The 15,678-nt window shown below is 64.7% G+C and carries 14 protein-coding genes; 8 read left to right on the plus strand and 6 right to left on the minus strand.

Translation table 11 applies throughout. The features are described from left to right. Positions 1–43: 43 nt before the first annotated feature. A complete protein-coding gene (locus tag ACVW1B_RS32950) occupies positions 44–805 on the minus strand; it encodes an N-acyl homoserine lactonase family protein (protein ID WP_456822736.1) in 762 nt (253 codons plus the stop codon). Positions 806–1,005: 200 nt separating this feature from the next. Here ACVW1B_RS32950 and ACVW1B_RS32955 point away from each other — a divergent pair, with 200 nt between their 5' ends. From ACVW1B_RS32955 to ACVW1B_RS32990, 8 genes are all read left to right on the plus strand, one after another. Then, positions 1,006–2,634 carry an AMP-binding protein gene (locus tag ACVW1B_RS32955; protein WP_253606138.1) on the plus strand — a complete coding sequence of 543 codons (1,629 nt, stop codon included), beginning with the start codon at positions 1,006–1,008 and terminating at the stop codon, positions 2,632–2,634. A 15-nt stretch (positions 2,635–2,649) separates the two neighbouring features. Beyond that, positions 2,650–3,867, plus strand: a complete 1,218-nt coding sequence (locus ACVW1B_RS32960; RefSeq protein ID WP_456778028.1) for an ABC transporter substrate-binding protein — start codon at positions 2,650–2,652, stop codon at positions 3,865–3,867. 59 nt (positions 3,868–3,926) lie between these two features. Further along, complete coding sequence (locus tag ACVW1B_RS32965; protein WP_253606134.1) at positions 3,927–5,060, plus strand: NADH:flavin oxidoreductase/NADH oxidase; 1,134 nt, start codon at positions 3,927–3,929, stop codon at positions 5,058–5,060. A 2-nt stretch (positions 5,061–5,062) separates the two neighbouring features. After that, on the plus strand, positions 5,063–5,782 hold the full coding sequence (locus ACVW1B_RS32970; RefSeq protein WP_456822737.1) for an IclR family transcriptional regulator: 720 nt from the start codon (positions 5,063–5,065) through the stop codon (positions 5,780–5,782). Then, positions 5,779–5,916 carry a hypothetical protein gene (locus ACVW1B_RS32975; protein ID WP_456822738.1) on the plus strand — a complete coding sequence of 46 codons (138 nt, stop codon included), beginning with the start codon at positions 5,779–5,781 and terminating at the stop codon, positions 5,914–5,916. Before ACVW1B_RS32970 ends, ACVW1B_RS32975 begins: the two co-directional genes overlap by 4 nt. Positions 5,917–6,146: 230 nt before the next feature. Then, positions 6,147–7,214 carry an acyl-CoA dehydrogenase family protein gene (locus ACVW1B_RS32980; RefSeq protein ID WP_057020166.1) on the plus strand — a complete coding sequence of 356 codons (1,068 nt, stop codon included), beginning with the start codon at positions 6,147–6,149 and terminating at the stop codon, positions 7,212–7,214. 30 nt (positions 7,215–7,244) lie between these two features. Further along, positions 7,245–8,405: an acyl-CoA dehydrogenase family protein gene (locus tag ACVW1B_RS32985; protein ID WP_018269158.1), complete on the plus strand. Its 1,161-nt coding sequence runs from the start codon at positions 7,245–7,247 to the stop codon at positions 8,403–8,405. A 40-nt stretch (positions 8,406–8,445) separates the two neighbouring features. Further along, positions 8,446–9,246 (plus strand): enoyl-CoA hydratase/isomerase family protein, encoded by an 801-nt coding sequence (locus tag ACVW1B_RS32990; protein WP_456822739.1) that lies wholly within the window; start codon positions 8,446–8,448, stop codon positions 9,244–9,246. A gap of 167 nt (positions 9,247–9,413) precedes the next feature. Here ACVW1B_RS32990 and ACVW1B_RS32995 read toward each other — a convergent pair whose 3' ends face one another. The 5 genes from ACVW1B_RS32995 to ACVW1B_RS33015 all read right to left on the minus strand — a co-directional run bounded on the left by ACVW1B_RS32995 (position 9,414) and on the right by ACVW1B_RS33015 (position 15,651). Beyond that, a complete protein-coding gene (locus tag ACVW1B_RS32995) occupies positions 9,414–11,525 on the minus strand; it encodes an acetate--CoA ligase family protein (protein ID WP_253606130.1) in 2,112 nt (703 codons plus the stop codon). A gap of 204 nt (positions 11,526–11,729) precedes the next feature. Then, positions 11,730–12,566 carry an IS5 family transposase gene (locus tag ACVW1B_RS33000; protein ID WP_253605076.1) on the minus strand — a complete coding sequence of 279 codons (837 nt, stop codon included), beginning with the start codon at positions 12,564–12,566 and terminating at the stop codon, positions 11,730–11,732. A 194-nt stretch (positions 12,567–12,760) separates the two neighbouring features. Further along, a complete protein-coding gene (locus ACVW1B_RS33005; RefSeq protein ID WP_456793460.1) occupies positions 12,761–13,516 on the minus strand; it encodes a hypothetical protein in 756 nt (251 codons plus the stop codon). A 3-nt stretch (positions 13,517–13,519) separates the two neighbouring features. Beyond that, positions 13,520–14,314 carry an enoyl-CoA hydratase gene (locus tag ACVW1B_RS33010; protein WP_076832822.1) on the minus strand — a complete coding sequence of 265 codons (795 nt, stop codon included), beginning with the start codon at positions 14,312–14,314 and terminating at the stop codon, positions 13,520–13,522. Between the two features lie 131 nt (positions 14,315–14,445). Next, positions 14,446–15,651, minus strand: a complete 1,206-nt coding sequence (locus tag ACVW1B_RS33015) for an ABC transporter substrate-binding protein (RefSeq protein ID WP_253606127.1) — start codon at positions 15,649–15,651, stop codon at positions 14,446–14,448. Positions 15,652–15,678: the final 27 nt, after the last annotated feature.

A 15,678-nucleotide genomic window follows, 5' to 3' on the forward strand; every position in this document is an offset into this window, starting at 1 on the left:
ACCATATCGCGTGGAACGACATCTGCAAGCCGCGCCCAAATCCTCACGTATACGCGTTCGGCCCCTTTTGCAGGCTGGCCCACTGCGCCTCGTCATGGCCGCAGATGATCTTGACGCCGGACGCCTCGAGCCTGGCGATCTCGTCGAGCGACTTCAGGAACTGGTCGACGTCGAGGCTGTTCCTCGGCGAGGTCCGCTGGTCGAGATTGGCGCGCACACTGAGCGCGTCGGAGGCGAGCAGGAATTCGCCGCTGTTGTCGAGCTTGACCAGCGCGCCGGTCGTTCCCTTCGAGTGTCCGGGCAGCGGGACCAGCGTCAGCTTGCCGTCGCCGAACACGTCCATCTGCTCATCGAAGATCTCCATCTTCAGCGGATGATCCCAATCCGCCTTGATGTATCCGCGATCGAACGCGTTATCGGCATTCGCGGCCTCGATCTCGAGCGCGTGGACGAAGATCGTCGCCTTCTTGAAGAAGGCGTTGCAGCCGCAATGGTCGGTGTGCAGGTGGGAGCAGATCACCACGTCGATGTCATCAGCGCCGAGGCCAACGGCCTTCAGGCTCGTCAGCACATGATCATCCGCCGGCATGATCGGGCGCATGTATTTGGCGAGCGTGCCGAGCCGCCCTTCAGGATCGGTCGCGACATCGGGATGGCATCCGGTGTCGAACAGCACATTGCCCTGCGCATGCCGCAACAGCACGCAGGCGACCGGAAGCTCGATCATCTCGCCGCGCGCCGCATCGGGCAGATAGGTCCGCTTCGACATCTGGAGACGGCCGCCCGACAACATATGCATCTTCATCTCGTTACCTCCGCTTTTGGCTTCAAACTGCATATGAGTTTTATGGAAACTCATAATGGATTTGACAGCATATTATTCGTCCTTATAGCTTCCGCGCAACGTCGCGATCGCATGACAAATGCGCTCAACGAAGCACCCGGCTCTTTCGGATCGGCATCGTTGGCATCGATCAGCGGCCGTCAAAGGGAAGTTTCGCCACGATGTACACCGTGTTCAGCACGTTCGCTGCGACATCCGATGCGGCAGCATTCAAACCCTTTCTCTGCATTCCCGCGCGTGCTGACCGCGCATACTTTCCCGATGGTATCGAACTGTCCTATGGCGACATTGCGCGGCAGGTCTGCGCATTGCGCGATCAGTACCGCGCAGCAGGCTTCGGCCACGGACACCGCGCCTGCCTGCTGCTGGAGAACCGCCCCGATTTCATCGTGCATTGGCTGGCGTTCAACGGCATCGGCGTCTCGATCGTTCCGATCAACCCGGCCTATCGCGCGGCGGAAATCGAGTACCTGATCGCGCATGCCGAACCCGACCTGATCGTCACGCTGGCCGATCAGAAGGAATTGCAGAAGGCGCTGACCGGCGACGTTCCGCTGCTCACCGTCTCCGGTGACGATCTCGGCGCCAGCGTCGAGAAAGTGCCGCCGGCCAGGCGGCCAGCACCGCGCGCCGGCGAGCCGGGAAGCGAGACCGAGGCTGCGCTGCTCTACACGTCAGGCACGACGGCGCGTCCGAAGGGATGCATCCTGACCAATGAATACGTGGTCTCGACCGGCCGCTGGTACGTCAGCCACGGCGGCGAGGCGACGTATCATGCCGGAACGGAGCGCCTCTACAGCCCGCTGCCGCTGTTCCACATGGCCGGCCTGACGCTGACCCCGATCGCGATGGTCTTGACCGGCGGCTGCCTGATCCTGCCGGAACGCTTCAACGCGAAATTTGCCTGGCACGACATCGTCGCAGGCCGCGCCAGCGTGCTGCATTATCTCGGCGTGATCGTCGCGGCCCTGCTGGCGCAGCCGGAGACGCCGGACGAGAAGGCCCATGCGCTGCGCTTCTCGATGGGCGTCGGCGCCAATCCCGAGCAGCGCGCGCGGGCCCGCGAGCGCTTCGGCATCCCCTTCGTCGAAGGCTGGGGCATGACGGAGACCGGGCGCAGTCCGTTCAACACGGTCGAGCCGCGCCATCTCGAGACCAACACCATCGGCCGCAGCGTACCGGGGCTCGAAATGACGATCCTCGATGCCGACGGCAATGCGCTGCCGGCAGGCGCGGTCGGCGAACTCTGCGTGCGCCACTCGGAAGCGACGCCGCGGCGCGGCTTGTTCTCCGGCTATCTGAAAGACCCCGAGGCCACCGAGCAGGCCTGGCGCAGCGGCTGGTTTCACACCGGCGACAGCGCCTGGCAGCACGAGGACGGCGCCTTCGTGTTCGTCGACCGGCTGAAGCATCTCGTTCGGCGCGCCGGCGAAAACATCTCGGCGGCGGAGGTCGAGGCCGTGCTGACGACGTCGCCTCTGGTCAAGCAGGCGGCGGTCGTCGCCGCGCGCGATCCGATCCGCGACGAGGAAGTTGCGGCCTTCATCGTGATCAACGACGGCACCGATGCTTCACGCGTGCTCGCGCAGGACATCTTCCGCTTCTGCCGCGAACGCCTGGCGGCGTTCAAGCTGCCGGCGTGGATCGCTTTCGTCGCCGAGTTGCCGCTGACCTCGACCAACAAGATCCAGAAGCACGTGCTGCTCGGCGCGGACAGGGATCCGCAGTCGCATCCGGGCATGATCGACCTGCGGCAAGACAAGATCAACGCCATAAGGCAATCGAACTAGAGGAAACCAAGGACAATGACATCGAGATACGGATGGATCGCCGCGAGCGCTGCAATCCTCTCAGTCGCCTTCGCCGCCGCGCCATCCCACGCGCAGATTTCCGACGACGCGGTGAAGATCGGCGTGCTGACCGATCAGGCCGGACTCTACGCCGACGCCGCCGGCCCCGGAGCGGTCGAAGCGGTCCGGATGGCGATCGCGGATTTCGGCGGCAAGGTGCTGGGCAAGCCGATCGCGATGGTCGATGCCGACCATCAGAACAAGGCGGACATCGGCGCCGGCATCGCGCGGCGCTGGTATGAGCAGGAGAATGTCGACGTCATCGTCGATTTCGCCAATTCCGCCGTCGCCTTCGCCGTGCTCGAGCTCACCAAGCAGAAGAACAAGGCGATGCTGGTGTCGTCGGCCGGCTCCTCCGATCTGACCGGAAAGGGCTGCTCGGCGAATTCGGTGCAGTGGACCTACAACACCTATGCGCTCGCCAACAGCACGGTTCGGGCGCTGGCTAAGTCGGGCGCGAAGAGCTGGTACTTCGTCACGGTCGACTACGCCTTCGGCCACGCCCTGCGCAACGACGCGGCCAGGACCGTGGAGAAGGTCGGCGGCAGCATCGCCGGCGAGGTGCGGCATCCGCTCAACAGCATGGATTTCTCGTCCTATCTGCTGCAGGCCCAGAGCTCGAAGGCTGACGTGATCGCCTTTGCCAACACCGGCGGCGATCTCGCCAACTCGATCCGGCAGGCGCAGGAATTCGGGATGGCACACACGCAGAAGCTCGCGGCCTTCCTGATGCAGACCAGCGACATCCACGCGATCGGCTTGCAGGCCGCCCAGGGGCTGCAGCTCGCGACCGCCTTCTATTGGGATCTCGACGACAAGACCCGCGACTTTGCCGCGCGCTTCATGGCCAGGACCAAGAAGCGGCCGACCATGGTGCAGGCCGGTCTCTATTCCGCGGTCATGAACTATCTCAAGGCGGTGGAGAAATCCGGCACCGACGACGGCCCCAAGGTGATCGCGCAGATGAAGGACATGCCGATCGATGACTTCTTTGCCCGCAACGCATTCCTGCGCGAGGACGGCCAGCTGATCCACGACATGTATCTCGTGCAGGTGAAGTCGCCGGCCGAATCGAAGGGTGCCTGGGACTACGAGAAGCTGGTTCAGGTGATCCCGGGCAAGGAGGCGTTCGCGACGCCGGAGGAGAGCGCCTGTCCGCTGCTGAAGAAATGATCGCTCTGACGAAACTCGCAAGTCACAGGCAAGAAACCACAGGCAAGGCTGGACATCCCATGACTGAGCTGCCGCTGCTGTTTACCCCACTGCAATTGCGCGATCTCGAACTGAAGAACCGGATCATGGTCTCGCCGATGGCGACCTATTCGGCGCGGGAGGGGCGCGCCACCGATTGGCACACCGCGCATATCGGCAAGCTCGCCGCCGGCGGCGCCGGCCTCGTGTTCGTCGAGCAGAGCTCGGTGAACACCCAGGGGCGCATCACCCATGGATGCCTCGGCATCTGGGACGATGCGCACATCGCGGACCACGCCGCCCTCGCCGCGCTGATCCACAGCTTCAACGCCAAGGCCGCGATCCAGATCGCACATGGCGGCCGGAAAGGCTCCTCGCAGCGGCCGTGGGAAGGCGGCAACCCGCTCGGCGAAGCTGACATCAAGGCACGCGGCGAAGGCCCATGGCAGATCGCGGCCTCGAGCGGCATTCCCTTCGATGACGGCTGGCCGGCACCGCAGATGATGACTTCAGAGCAGATCGATGCCCTGGTGGACGACTATCGCCAGGCATTTCGTCGCGCCAGGGCGGCCGGCTATGACGTCATCGAGCTGCACTGCGCGCACGGCTATCTGATGCACTCGTTCCTGTCGCCGCTGGCGAACAACCGCAACGACGAGTATGGCGGGTCGCGCGAGAACCGCATGCGCCTGCCGCTGCGGATCGCGGCGATCATGCGCGAGGAGTGGCCCAGCCATCTGCCGGCCTTCGTCCGCATCTCGTCGGTCGACGGCGTCGACATCGGCTGGTCGATCGAGGACTCGATCGCGTTTGCGGCGGAGCTGAAGGCGATCGGGATCGACATGGTGGACTGCTCGTCGGGCGGCATGAAGCTACCGCGCGGCAATTCGCTGGTGTCGCGCACCCCGGGCTTCCAGGTGCCGTTCGCCGAGCGCATCCAGAAGGAAGTCGGCATGCCGACGGTGGCGGTCGGGCTGATCCGCGAACCGGACTACGCCGAAGCCATTTTGCGGGACGGCAAGGCGACGCTTATTGCACTCGGCCGCGAACTGCTGTGGAATCCGAACTGGCCCGCGCAGACGGCACTTGCGCTCGGATGCGATCCGGAGTGGACGAGTTGGCCGGAGCAATATGGCTGGTGGCTGAAGCGGCGGGTGGCGCAGCAGGGACGATAGCGATGCCGGTGGCGAAGAAGGATGTAGCGAAGGCCGGCGCGGCTGCCGGCGCGCGGTCTTTCGACGGCCCCGATTTCCCCGGCGACACCTCGCGCGACCTGCCGAAGATGGACAATGCAGTCAAGTCGGCGCGGCGCGTGTTCGACGTGCTCGAATTCTTCGAAGAGCACCAGCGCGCCGCCTCCGCGATCGAAGTCGCGGCCGCGCTCAAGTTCCCGCAATCCAGCACCTCGGCGTTGATGCGGACGATGACGGCGTTCGGCTATCTCCACTATGACACCAGCCGCCGCACCTATATCCCGACGCCGCGGATCTCGATGCTGGGGCACTGGCTGAGCCCGGCGTTGTTCACGAAGGGACGCCTGGTCAATCTGATGGAAGAGCTCTCCGCGCGGACCGGAGAGACCATCATGCTCGCGGTGCGCAACGGGCTCAGCGCGCAGTATGTCCATATCATTCAGGCCAAGCTGCCGATGCGGCTGTATGTCAAGGCCGGAACGCTGCGGCCGCTGGCGCGATCCGCGTCGGGTTACGCGCTGCTGTCGGCCTATCCGGACAAGGAGGTGCGCCGCCTGGTGCGCCTGATCAACGCCAACGAGAGCCGGCCCGATCGTCAGGTCGACATCAAGGCGCTGCTGCTTGAACTGAAGAAGGTCCGCGCCAAGGGGCACGCCTTCTCGCTCGGCCTGGTCACGAGCCGGGCGCGGGCGCCGTCGCCATGAACCTGCCGCCGATTGCGGAATCGAACGAACTGCTGGTGCTGTGCGTGGCCGGATTGAACGACGCGCTGGTCACCCAGGAGACCGAGTTCGCCGACCTGATGCGGAAGGCAATCGAGTTTCATCTGGCGGACTGAACTTATGTCGGCGGCCGGTTTGCGCGTGTGCGTGGCATACAAACGGGGACAATCGAAAGTTCACTATGCGGAATTCATGCGCCAAGTCCGGCTTCATGCCATCCGCGCAAGTGGCCCTGCGGGCAGCGCTTGTCACGGCTATGGCTTTTCCGCATCATTGAGCGCAAGACAACATCGCAAGCAGGGCATGGCCGAACAGCCAGCCCGAGCCAATCAACACGAGGAACGCTGTGGCGGAGAGTGAAAACATCGTCGCCGAGACCGCGGAAAAGATTTTCGCCGATCTCGCGGATGCCCAAACCATCAATCACGACAAGCAGGGCGCATGGAAGGCGCCGCTGTGGCAGGCGCTGACCGAAGCCGGCCTGCCGCTGTCCTGGGTGCCCGACGATCTCGGCGGTTCCGGCGCCAGCCTCGCCGAAGGATTCAGCGTCCTCAACGTCGCTGGGCGGCATGCGATCGCTGTTCCGCTGGCCGAAACAATGCTGGCCGGCTGGCTGCTGACGCAAGCCAGGATCGCCTCTCCCGAAGGCGAGATGACCGTGCTGCCGGCAAGCCCGAAGGACCGCGTGACGCTCAACGCCGACGGCTCGCTCTCCGGCCGCGCCCGCGGCGTGCCGTTCGCCAAGGACGCAAAACATTTCGCGGTGCTGGCTGAAGGCAATGGCGGCGTGTCGATCGCGCTGATCGATGCAGCGAAGTGCCGGATCGAATCCGGCATCGGGCTCGGCGGCGATCACAACGACATTGTCACGCTCGACAAGGTGCAGCCGGTCACGACCAGGCCGGCGCCGAAGGGTTTTGACCAGTCCACGCTGATGCTGATGGGCGGCGTGGTGCGCAGCCTGCAGATCGCCGGCGCGCTGGAAGCGATGCTCGACATCTCGGTGCGCTATTCCAATGAGCGCATCGCCTTCGAGAAGAAAATCTCGAAATTCCAGGCGGTGCAGCACAACCTCGCGCGTCTCGCCGGCGAAAACGCCGCGGCACTGGCCGCTGCGACCTCGGCGGCGGACACGATCGTGAACGCCAAGTCGCTGGACACTGATGCGGTGTTCCTGGAAGCCGCAGCGGCCAAGGTCCGCTGCTCGGAAGCGGCGGAGAAGGGCAGCGGCATCGCGCATCAGGTGCATGGCGCGATCGGCTTCACCATCGAGCACATCCTGCACCGCTATTCGCTGCGGGCGCTGGCCTGGCGCGACGATTTCGGCTCGGAGAGCTACTGGGCGGTCGAGCTCGGCAAGCTCGTCGCGAATCGTGGCGCCGATGAATTGTGGCCGCTGGTGGCTTCGCGCTGAGATCAGGCAGAAAGATCAGGACTGGACATCATGACTGCAGCCCTTCGTTTCGATCCGATCCGCCTGCCGGAAAAATGCGAGCAGCTCCGCAAGGAGGTGCGCGCCTTCCTCGCCGAGGAAATCGCCGCCGGCACCTTCGATCCCCACGCGCCGAACCGCGAGGACAATGACGCGCCGGAATTCTCCCGTCGCGTCGGCGCCAAGGGCTGGCTCGGCATGACCTGGCCGAAGAAATACGGCGGCCAGGAGCGCTCGTTCCTCGAGCGTTATGTGGTGACCGAGGAGATGCGGGTGGCGAACGCGCCGACCCGGCGCTTCTTCGTCGCCGACCGCCAGAGCGGGCCGGTGCTGCTGAAATACGCGCCCGAGCACATCAAGATGGACATCCTGCCGCGCATCTGCCGCGGCGAGGTCTGCTTCGCCATCGGCATGAGCGAACCGAACTCCGGCTCCGATTTGTTCGCGGCGAAGACCCGTGCAACCAAGACCGACGGCGGCTATCTGATCAACGGCACCAAGATCTGGACCTCGTCGGCGCACATTGCCGACTACATGATCGCGATTTTCCGCACCTCGCCGCCGACCAAGGAAAACCGCCGCCACGGCCTGACCCAGTTCCTGGTCAAGATGAAGCAGCCGGGCATCCAGGTGAATCCGATCGGCCAGATCACCGGCCAGTTCGAGTTCAACGAGGTCGTGTTCACCGACTACTTCGTGCCCGACGATCACGTGCTGGGCGAGGTCGATGGCGCCTGGAAGCAGGCGACGTCGGAGCTCGCCTATGAGCGAAGTGGTCCCGAGCGGTTTCTCGAGACCTATTACGTGCTCACCGAGCTCGTGCGCGCGGTCGGTAAGAACCCGGACACCCGCAGCGCCGAGGGCATCGGCCGCCTGGTGGCGCAGGTTCACACCATGCGCCGCATGTCGGTATCGGTCGCCGGCATGCTGCAGGCCGGCAAGGAGCCGGTGGTGGAGGCCTCGATCGTCAAGGACATCGGCACGGTGTGGGAGCAGCAGCTGCCGCATCGCGTGCGCGATCTCGCCGCGTTCGTCGAGGAGACCGCGACCAACCGCGAGACGCTGGAAAAGCAGCTCGATTTCGCCATCAAGACCGCGCCCAAGCTGACGATCCAGGGCGGCACCACGGAAGTGCTGCGCGGCATCATCGCCCGCGGACTTGGTCTGCGCTAGCCGCGCGGGCTCGCCTGCGCTAATTCAACGAGGACAGATCATGACCAAGTACACTGATATCGGCGTCGAAACCCACGGCCATGTCGGCCTGATCGAAATCCGAAAACCCCCGCTGAACTTCTTCGACGTCGCGCTGATCAACCAGATCGCCGACGCGCTGGAGGAGTTCGACAACAATATCGAGATCCGCGCCTCGGTGCTCGCAGCCCAGGGCAAGGCGTTCTGCGCCGGCGCCAATTTCGGTGATCCCGCCCGCCAGGAGCAGGAGGAACGCGCCAAGAGCGATCCGGCCTCGAACCTGCCGATCAACCATCTCTACGTTCAGGCGGTGCGCATCTTCCGCAACAAGAAGCCGATCGTCGCGGCGATCCATGGCGCCGCGATCGGCGGCGGCCTCGGCCTTGCCGTCTCCGCCGACTTCCGCGTCGCGTGCCCCGAGGCACGCTTTTCGGCCAACTTCACCAAGCTCGGCTTCCATCCGGGCTTCGGCCTGACCGCAACGCTGCCGGAACTGATCGGCAAGAACAATGCCGAGCTGATGTTCTACACCAGCCGCCGCGTCACCGGCGAAGAGGCCTATCGCTGGGGCCTCGCCAATGTGCTGGTGCCGCAGGATCAGGTGCGGGCGGAAGCGATGAAACTCGCGCAGGAGATCGCCGAATGCTCGCCGCTCGGCCTGGTCTCGACCCGCGCCACCATGCGCGCCAACCTCGCCGACCGCGTGCTCGCCGCGACCAACCATGAGCTCGCCGAGCAGACCAAGCTGCGCGCGACCGAAGACTTCAAGGAAGGCGTCAAGGCCACCGCCGAGCGCCGCGTCGCCAACTTCAAGGGGCGGTAGCTGCAAGCGCCGCTCTCTCCACGGGTCGTCCCGGCCTAGTGCGCAATTGCGCACGGGAGCCGGGACCTATACGCCGCGGCCCGTGGAAAGGGCACAAGCGGCGTCGGCTCCTCTTACAACTCACTTCGGTGGTTATGGGTCCCGGCCTTCGCCGGGACGACACCGAGTTATTTCGGCACCACCAGCGCATCGACGATCGTGACGCCCTGCCCCTCCGGGTGCACCAGCACCGGATTGACCTCAATCTCGGCGATTTCGTTCGCGTGCTGCGCCGCCAGCACCGAAATCTGCGAGATCAACCGCGCCAGTGCCGCGACATCGGCCTTCGGCGCGCCGCGGAAGCCGTGCAGCAGCGGCGCGGCCTTCAGCGTCTCAAGCATCGTGCTCGCTTCAGCCGGGCTCACCGGCGCGGGGCGATAGACCACGTCCTTGAACAGTTCGGTAGTGATGCCGCCGAGCCCCACCATCACCATCGGCCCGAAGGTCGCGTCCGTCATGGTGCCGACGATGATCTCGACGCCCTTCCTGGCCATCGGCCCGACCAGCACGCCCTGGATTTCAGCGCCCGGCCGCTGCTTCTGCACCGTCTCCAGCATGTCGCGATAGGCCGTGAATGCCGCGCCCTTGGCGGCGATGTTGACGCGGACGCCGCCGACCTCGCTCTTGTGCGCGATCGCGGGCGACTGGATCTTCATGACCAGTGGAAATCCGGCGCGCTCGATCGCAGCGTCGAGCCCGTCGCGGTCGGTCACCAGCACCTCATCCGGCAGCGCAATGCCGGCCGCGCGCAGCAGCGATTTGCTGTCATATTCCGACAACGTCTTCGACGTGAGATGCATGGAGAGATCGTGCGCCGGCGACGCTGATGCCGAGATCTCCGGCGCGGGCTTGAAGGCGGCATAGTCCGCCAGCCGCCGCATCGCGACGCCGACATGGGTTAGCCCCGACAGCACCACCACGCCCGACTTCGCCAGTTCCTGCCGCGCGAATTGCGACGGCAGCGTGTAGGAATAGAACACCACCGGCTTGTTCTGCGCGGCGATCAACGGCTTCAGCTCGGCTTCCTTGAACGGCATCCGCGTCTCGCTCGACAGCGACAGCACGACCAGCGTCGCGTCCACTTCATCAGACGTGTCGAACAGCTCGATGCTCTTCTGCAGTCCGCCGGATGACACGCCCTGCGCGGTCACGTCGACCGGATTGCCCGCCGCTCCGTAGGACGGCATCCATTGCTTGATCTGGCTCTGGATCGCGGCTGAAAGCTCCGGCACGCGCAGGCCCTGCATCGAGACGGTATCGGCGCCCCAGATGCCGGCGCCACCTGACACCGTCAGCACCGCGACGCGATCGCCCTTCGGCAGCGGATTGGTGGTCAGAACCGCGGCAATGGTCACGGCCTCGTCGAGGTCGTTGGAGACGATGAAGCCGTATTTCGCGAACACCGCGTCATAGGCCGCCGACCAGCCGGCCATGCTCGCGGTGTGCGAGGCCGCCGCGCGCTCGCCAGCGCCGGAGCGGCCCACTTTAGTTACGATGACGGGCTTTTTGAGCTCTGCCGCGCGCTTCGCCGCCGCCAAGAACTTGTCGACGTCGCGGATACCCTCGATGAACAGCAGGATCACGTCGGTCGAGGCATCCTGCACCATGTAGTCGAGGAACTCGCCGGCGCCGAGATCGCTCTCATTGCCGGCGCTGACGACATAGCTGAGCGCGACGCCGAGCGCCTTGGCGCGATGATAGATCGCAAAGCCGATGCCGCCGCTCTGCGCGACGATGCCGATCCGCCGCTTGCCGGCGATCAGATCGGGCGCATCCGGCTTGACGTCGACGGTCGGGCTGAAGGTCGCGGCGACCTTCTGCGCCTGGCTGTAAAACCCTTCCGCGTTCGGCCCACTGATCCGCATCCCGGTCCGCTTCGCCAGCGCGACGATCGCATCCTGCATGTCAGCGCTGTCGCCGCCTTCCTCGGCAAAGCCGGACGAGATGATGACGGCGTTCTTCACGCCGGTGGCGGCACACTGCTCCAGCGCCGGCAGCACCGCACGGGCGGGAATGACGATAACGGCAAGATCGATCGGCGCGCCGATCTCGGCGACCGACTTGAAGCATTTCAGCCCGTCGATCTCGTCATAGTTCGGATTGATCGGATAGAGCGCGCCGGGATAGCCGTTCTTGCGCAGCATCGCGAGCAGCCGCCCGGGAATCTTCTCATGATCGCGCGAGGCGCCGATCAGCGCGATGCTTTTTGGGGCGAAGAAGGTATCGAGCGGATGCGGCATGGGGAGCGTGTTCCCGATTGTTGTTGTTGCTCTTGACGATATTGGATCACCGCCGCCGGCTCAACCGCTCTCCCCGCAAGCACCAATCGTTCACCGTCACCCTGAGGTGCGAGCGAAGAGAGCCTCGAAGGGTGCACGGCCACCAGCCGGGCCGTGCACCCTTCGAGACGCGCGTTCCGCGCTCCTCAGAGTCTGACTCATAAGTCACCCAACCTTACCAGCAGCGGCAAGTCTGCGGGTCAGGAGCCTGATGTGTGCAATCAGCAGCCAGGCAGCTTCGGTTGCCACCGTCGCCTCGAAGTCCTTGGCGAGGCGGCGGCATCTGCCGAACCAAGCGAATGTGCGTTCAACCACCCACCGCCTCGGCAGAAGCTGGAAGCCTTTGACGCCTTGAGGCCGCTCGACGATCTCGACAGTCCATGGACCGCAGTCTGAGAGCGCGTCGAGGAGTTGATTTCCGCGGTAGATCCGGTCGGCAAAGACGTGGCGCAGCCGGGGGAAGTTCATCCGCACGTTCTTCAGCAGCGGTACGGCGCCATGGCAGTCCTGAACGTTGGCCGGATGAACATGAACCCCGAGGAGGAGGCCATTGGTATCCGTCACGATATGCCGCTTGCGGCCGTAGATGCGCTTGCCTGCATCGTAGCCGCGCGGTCCGCCAGCTTGGGTGGTCGGCGCACTTTGACTGTCGATCACGGCTGCCGTCGGCTTCGGTGTCCGTCCAAGCTTTTTTCGCGCCCGTCGGACAAGCACGCTGACAATCCTCTGCCACCGGCCTGTATCCCGCCATCTATAAAAATAGCCCTGCACCGTCGAATAGGGCGGGAACTCCTGCGGCAACGCCCGCCACTGGCAGCCGGTCGAAACGATATAGAGGATCGCTTCGATCACACGACGCAGCTCCGTCTTACGCGGCCGGCCGCGCCGGTTCGCTCGCGGCAACAGGCGTCTGATCAGCGCCCACTCCGCATCGGTCATATCGCTTGCATAACGCAGATCGTCCCGCCGATATTGCTCCCGAGTGATCTTGGTCCAGGGCATCGTGCTCTCCCTCGAATCTCTGCAAATCCGATGGAATCACACCCCACTGAGATCACTCACTCATTTTTCAGTCAGGCTCTCAGGATGACGGGAGAAAGATGCGTAGCGCGGATGCAACGGAGCGCAATCCGGGGTCGGTCTACCCGCGGAGAGCACAGTCCCGGATTTCGCTCTGCTCCATCCGGGCTACGACGTCACGACGTCAGCTTGAACATCACGCCGCAGAGCAGGAACTCGTCGCCCTTCACCGCACAGCCTCTGGCTTTTGCGGCTTCCAGCACCTTCGCCTTGTCGGCGACCTTGAACGTCAAGCCGCTCATGATCTCGCTGTCGCCCTTGACGAAGCGGAAGGTGCCGTTCGGCAACTTCACCACGGCACCATCGGCGGGAATGCCGATGATCCTGCCCCAATGCGTCGCCAACGCCTCAGGCTCGGGGCTCTGCATCTCGACCGTGGTCAGCGCCAAAGTCGTGTCCTTGCGGATCGACTTCTGCCAGTCGGGGCCGGCCGGCGGGTACGGTCCCAGCACGTCGTCGCTGCCGTCGGTGTGGTTGAACTCGATGAAGGCGGCTCGGCAGTCGCGCGGGTGCAGTTGCACGCCGTGATACGGCGCGTGCGTGATCACGTTGGCGGTGCGCACGCCCATCGCGTTGGCCTTGGCGCCGCGCGCGTCGGGATCCTCGCAAGCGAAGATCGCCATATAGCCGCCGCGGCCGCCGGTCTTCTCGATGAAGCGGCCGGCCGCCGTGCCCGGCCCCGGCTGGAACGGCGCGACGACTTCGAGCAGGATGGTATCGACCGGCAGCAGCGCATTCTCGAGGCCGTATTTCGCGACGTTGCCGTCGCGATAGCAGACGTCGAGGCCCATGATCGCGGAGATGTCCGCGATCACGGGCGCAAGCTGCGGCGCCACCAGGCAGATCTGCCGCAGCCGCATGTACTCGGCCATGGTTTACTGCCCCTGGAAGGTGGGCTTGCGCTTCTCGACGAAGGCTTTTGCCGCTTCCTTGTGGTCCGTGGTCTCGCCGGCACGCGTGTGATGGATCGCCTCGCCGTCGAAGCAGGCCTCCAGCGTCATGGTCTCGGCGTTGTTGATGTTGCGCTTGATGTAGCCGAGCGCCACTGACGGGCCCTGCGCCAGCGAGCGCGCCAGTTCCAGAGTTTCGGCCTCGACATCGGCATCGGGCACCACCTTGGAGACCATGCCGAGGTTGTAGGCTTCCTGCGCCGACAGCACCGGCGACATCATGTAGAGTTCGCGCGCCTTGGCGCTGCCGAGCATCTTGGTCAGGAAATAGGTACCGCCGTAGTCGCCGGAAAAGCCAACCTTGGCAAAGGCGGTGGTGATCTTGCAGGAGGCGCCGGCAACGCGGAGGTCGCAGGACAGCGCGATCGAGAGCCCGGCGCCGGCCGCGGCGCCGTCGAGCTGCGCCACCACCGGCTTCGGCATCTGGTGCAGGATGCGCGAGACCTCCATGCCGCGGCGCAGGTTGGCCATCTTGGCCTCGAACGGCAGCGGGGCGCGGCCTTCCGCCATCGACTTGACGTCGCCGCCGACGCAGAAGGTGCCGCCGGCGCCCCGGATCAGCACGGCGCGCACCTCGGTATCGTCCTGCGCCCGCCGCGCCGCCTCGACGAGGCCGCGCGTCATGTCGGGATTGAGCGCATTGCGCCGATCGGGACGGTTCATGGTGATGGTGAGCAGGCCCTTGTCGAGGGATTGGAGGACCATCTGATTATCGCTCATGGCGTTTTGCCTTTCGTTGTTATTTTGAATCCGTCGTTCCGGGATGGTGCGTAAGCACCAGCCCCGGAACCTCGAGATCCCGGGTTCGTGCTTCGCACGCCCCGGGATGACTGCGTGACTTCGTCACTTCGTCACTTCTTCACCAGCGGGCAGCGCGACTCCGACAGCGGCTGGAAGGCCTGGTCGCCCGGCACGGTCGCTACCAGCTTGTAGTCGTCCCAGCGGCCCTTCGATTCCGACGGCTTCTTGACCTCGAACAAATACATGTCGTGCACCATACGGCCGTCCTCGCGGATCTTGCCGTTCTTGGTGAACATGTCGTTGATCGGTGTCTCCTTCATCACCTTCATGACGGCGGCCGCATCGGTGGTGCCGGCGGCCTTCACCGCCTTGAGATAGTGCGTCACCGAGGAATAGACGCCGGCCTGTGCCGAAGTCGGCACCCGCTTGGTGCGTTCCATGAAGCGCTTCGTGAAGGCGCGGCTGTCGTCGTTGAGATCCCAGTAGAAGGCTTCCGCCAGCAACAGGCCCTGCGCGGTCTCGAGCCCGACGCTGTCGATGTCGGTGACGAAGGCCAATAGCGGCGACAGTTTCTGGCCGCTCTTGGTGAGGCCGAATTCCGCCGCCTGCTTGATCGCGTTGATGGTGTCGCCGCCGGCATTGGCAAGGCCGATCACCTTGGCCTTCGAGGCCTGCGCCTGCAGCAGGAAGGAGGAGAAGTCCGAGGTGTTGATCGGATGTCGCACGCTGCCGAGCACCTTGCCGCCCGACTTCACCACGACATTGCTGGTGTCCTTTTCCAGGTCCTGGCCGAACGCGTAGTCCGCGGTCAGGAAGAACCAGGTATCGAGACCGGATTTCACCGCGGCAAGGCCGGTCACATTGGCCTGCGCGAAGGTGTCGAACACGTAGTGCACGGTATAGGGGCCGCAGGCCTCGTTGGAGAGGCGGATCGAGCCCGGACCGTTGAACATGATGATCTTGTTGCGCGCCTTGGCGATTTCGGCAGCGGCGAGCGCGGTCGCGGATGCCGCGACGTCGAAGATCATCTCGACGCCCTGGTTGTCGATCATGTCGCGGGCGATGTTGGCGGAGAGGTCAGCCTTGTTGAGATGGTCGCCGACCACGATCTCGACCTTGCGGCCAAGCACCTCGCCGCCGAAATCCTCCACCGCCATCTTGGCGGCGGTTTCGCTGCCCGAGCCGGTGATGTCGGCATAGAGGCTCGACATATCGAGGATGCCGCCGAGCTTCAGCGGAGGCTTGTCCTGCGCCAGCGACGCATTCGCCGAGATCGCAAACGCACAGGCCAACACGCCGGCCAAAACTCGTCTCATTCCAATTCTCCCTTGCAGCGCGGACCT

The sequence above is a fragment of the Bradyrhizobium sp. USDA 4502 genome (assembly GCF_054063355.1).

Coding starts and splice junctions, on each gene's coding strand:
- ACVW1B_RS32950 (WP_456822736.1), bottom strand. CDS start 805: ATGAAGATGCATATGTTGTCGGGCGGCCGTCTCCAGATGTCGAAGCGG.
- ACVW1B_RS32955 (WP_253606138.1), top strand. CDS start 1,006: ATGTACACCGTGTTCAGCACGTTCGCTGCGACATCCGATGCGGCAGCA.
- ACVW1B_RS32960 (WP_456778028.1), top strand. CDS start 2,650: ATGACATCGAGATACGGATGGATCGCCGCGAGCGCTGCAATCCTCTCA.
- ACVW1B_RS32965 (WP_253606134.1), top strand. CDS start 3,927: ATGACTGAGCTGCCGCTGCTGTTTACCCCACTGCAATTGCGCGATCTC.
- ACVW1B_RS32970 (WP_456822737.1), top strand. CDS start 5,063: ATGCCGGTGGCGAAGAAGGATGTAGCGAAGGCCGGCGCGGCTGCCGGC.
- ACVW1B_RS32975 (WP_456822738.1), top strand. CDS start 5,779: ATGAACCTGCCGCCGATTGCGGAATCGAACGAACTGCTGGTGCTGTGC.
- ACVW1B_RS32985 (WP_018269158.1), top strand. CDS start 7,245: ATGACTGCAGCCCTTCGTTTCGATCCGATCCGCCTGCCGGAAAAATGC.
- ACVW1B_RS32990 (WP_456822739.1), top strand. CDS start 8,446: ATGACCAAGTACACTGATATCGGCGTCGAAACCCACGGCCATGTCGGC.
- ACVW1B_RS32995 (WP_253606130.1), bottom strand. CDS start 11,525: ATGCCGCATCCGCTCGATACCTTCTTCGCCCCAAAAAGCATCGCGCTG.
- ACVW1B_RS33000 (WP_253605076.1), bottom strand. CDS start 12,566: ATGCCCTGGACCAAGATCACTCGGGAGCAATATCGGCGGGACGATCTG.
- ACVW1B_RS33005 (WP_456793460.1), bottom strand. CDS start 13,516: ATGGCCGAGTACATGCGGCTGCGGCAGATCTGCCTGGTGGCGCCGCAG.
- ACVW1B_RS33010 (WP_076832822.1), bottom strand. CDS start 14,314: ATGAGCGATAATCAGATGGTCCTCCAATCCCTCGACAAGGGCCTGCTC.
- ACVW1B_RS33015 (WP_253606127.1), bottom strand. CDS start 15,651: ATGAGACGAGTTTTGGCCGGCGTGTTGGCCTGTGCGTTTGCGATCTCG.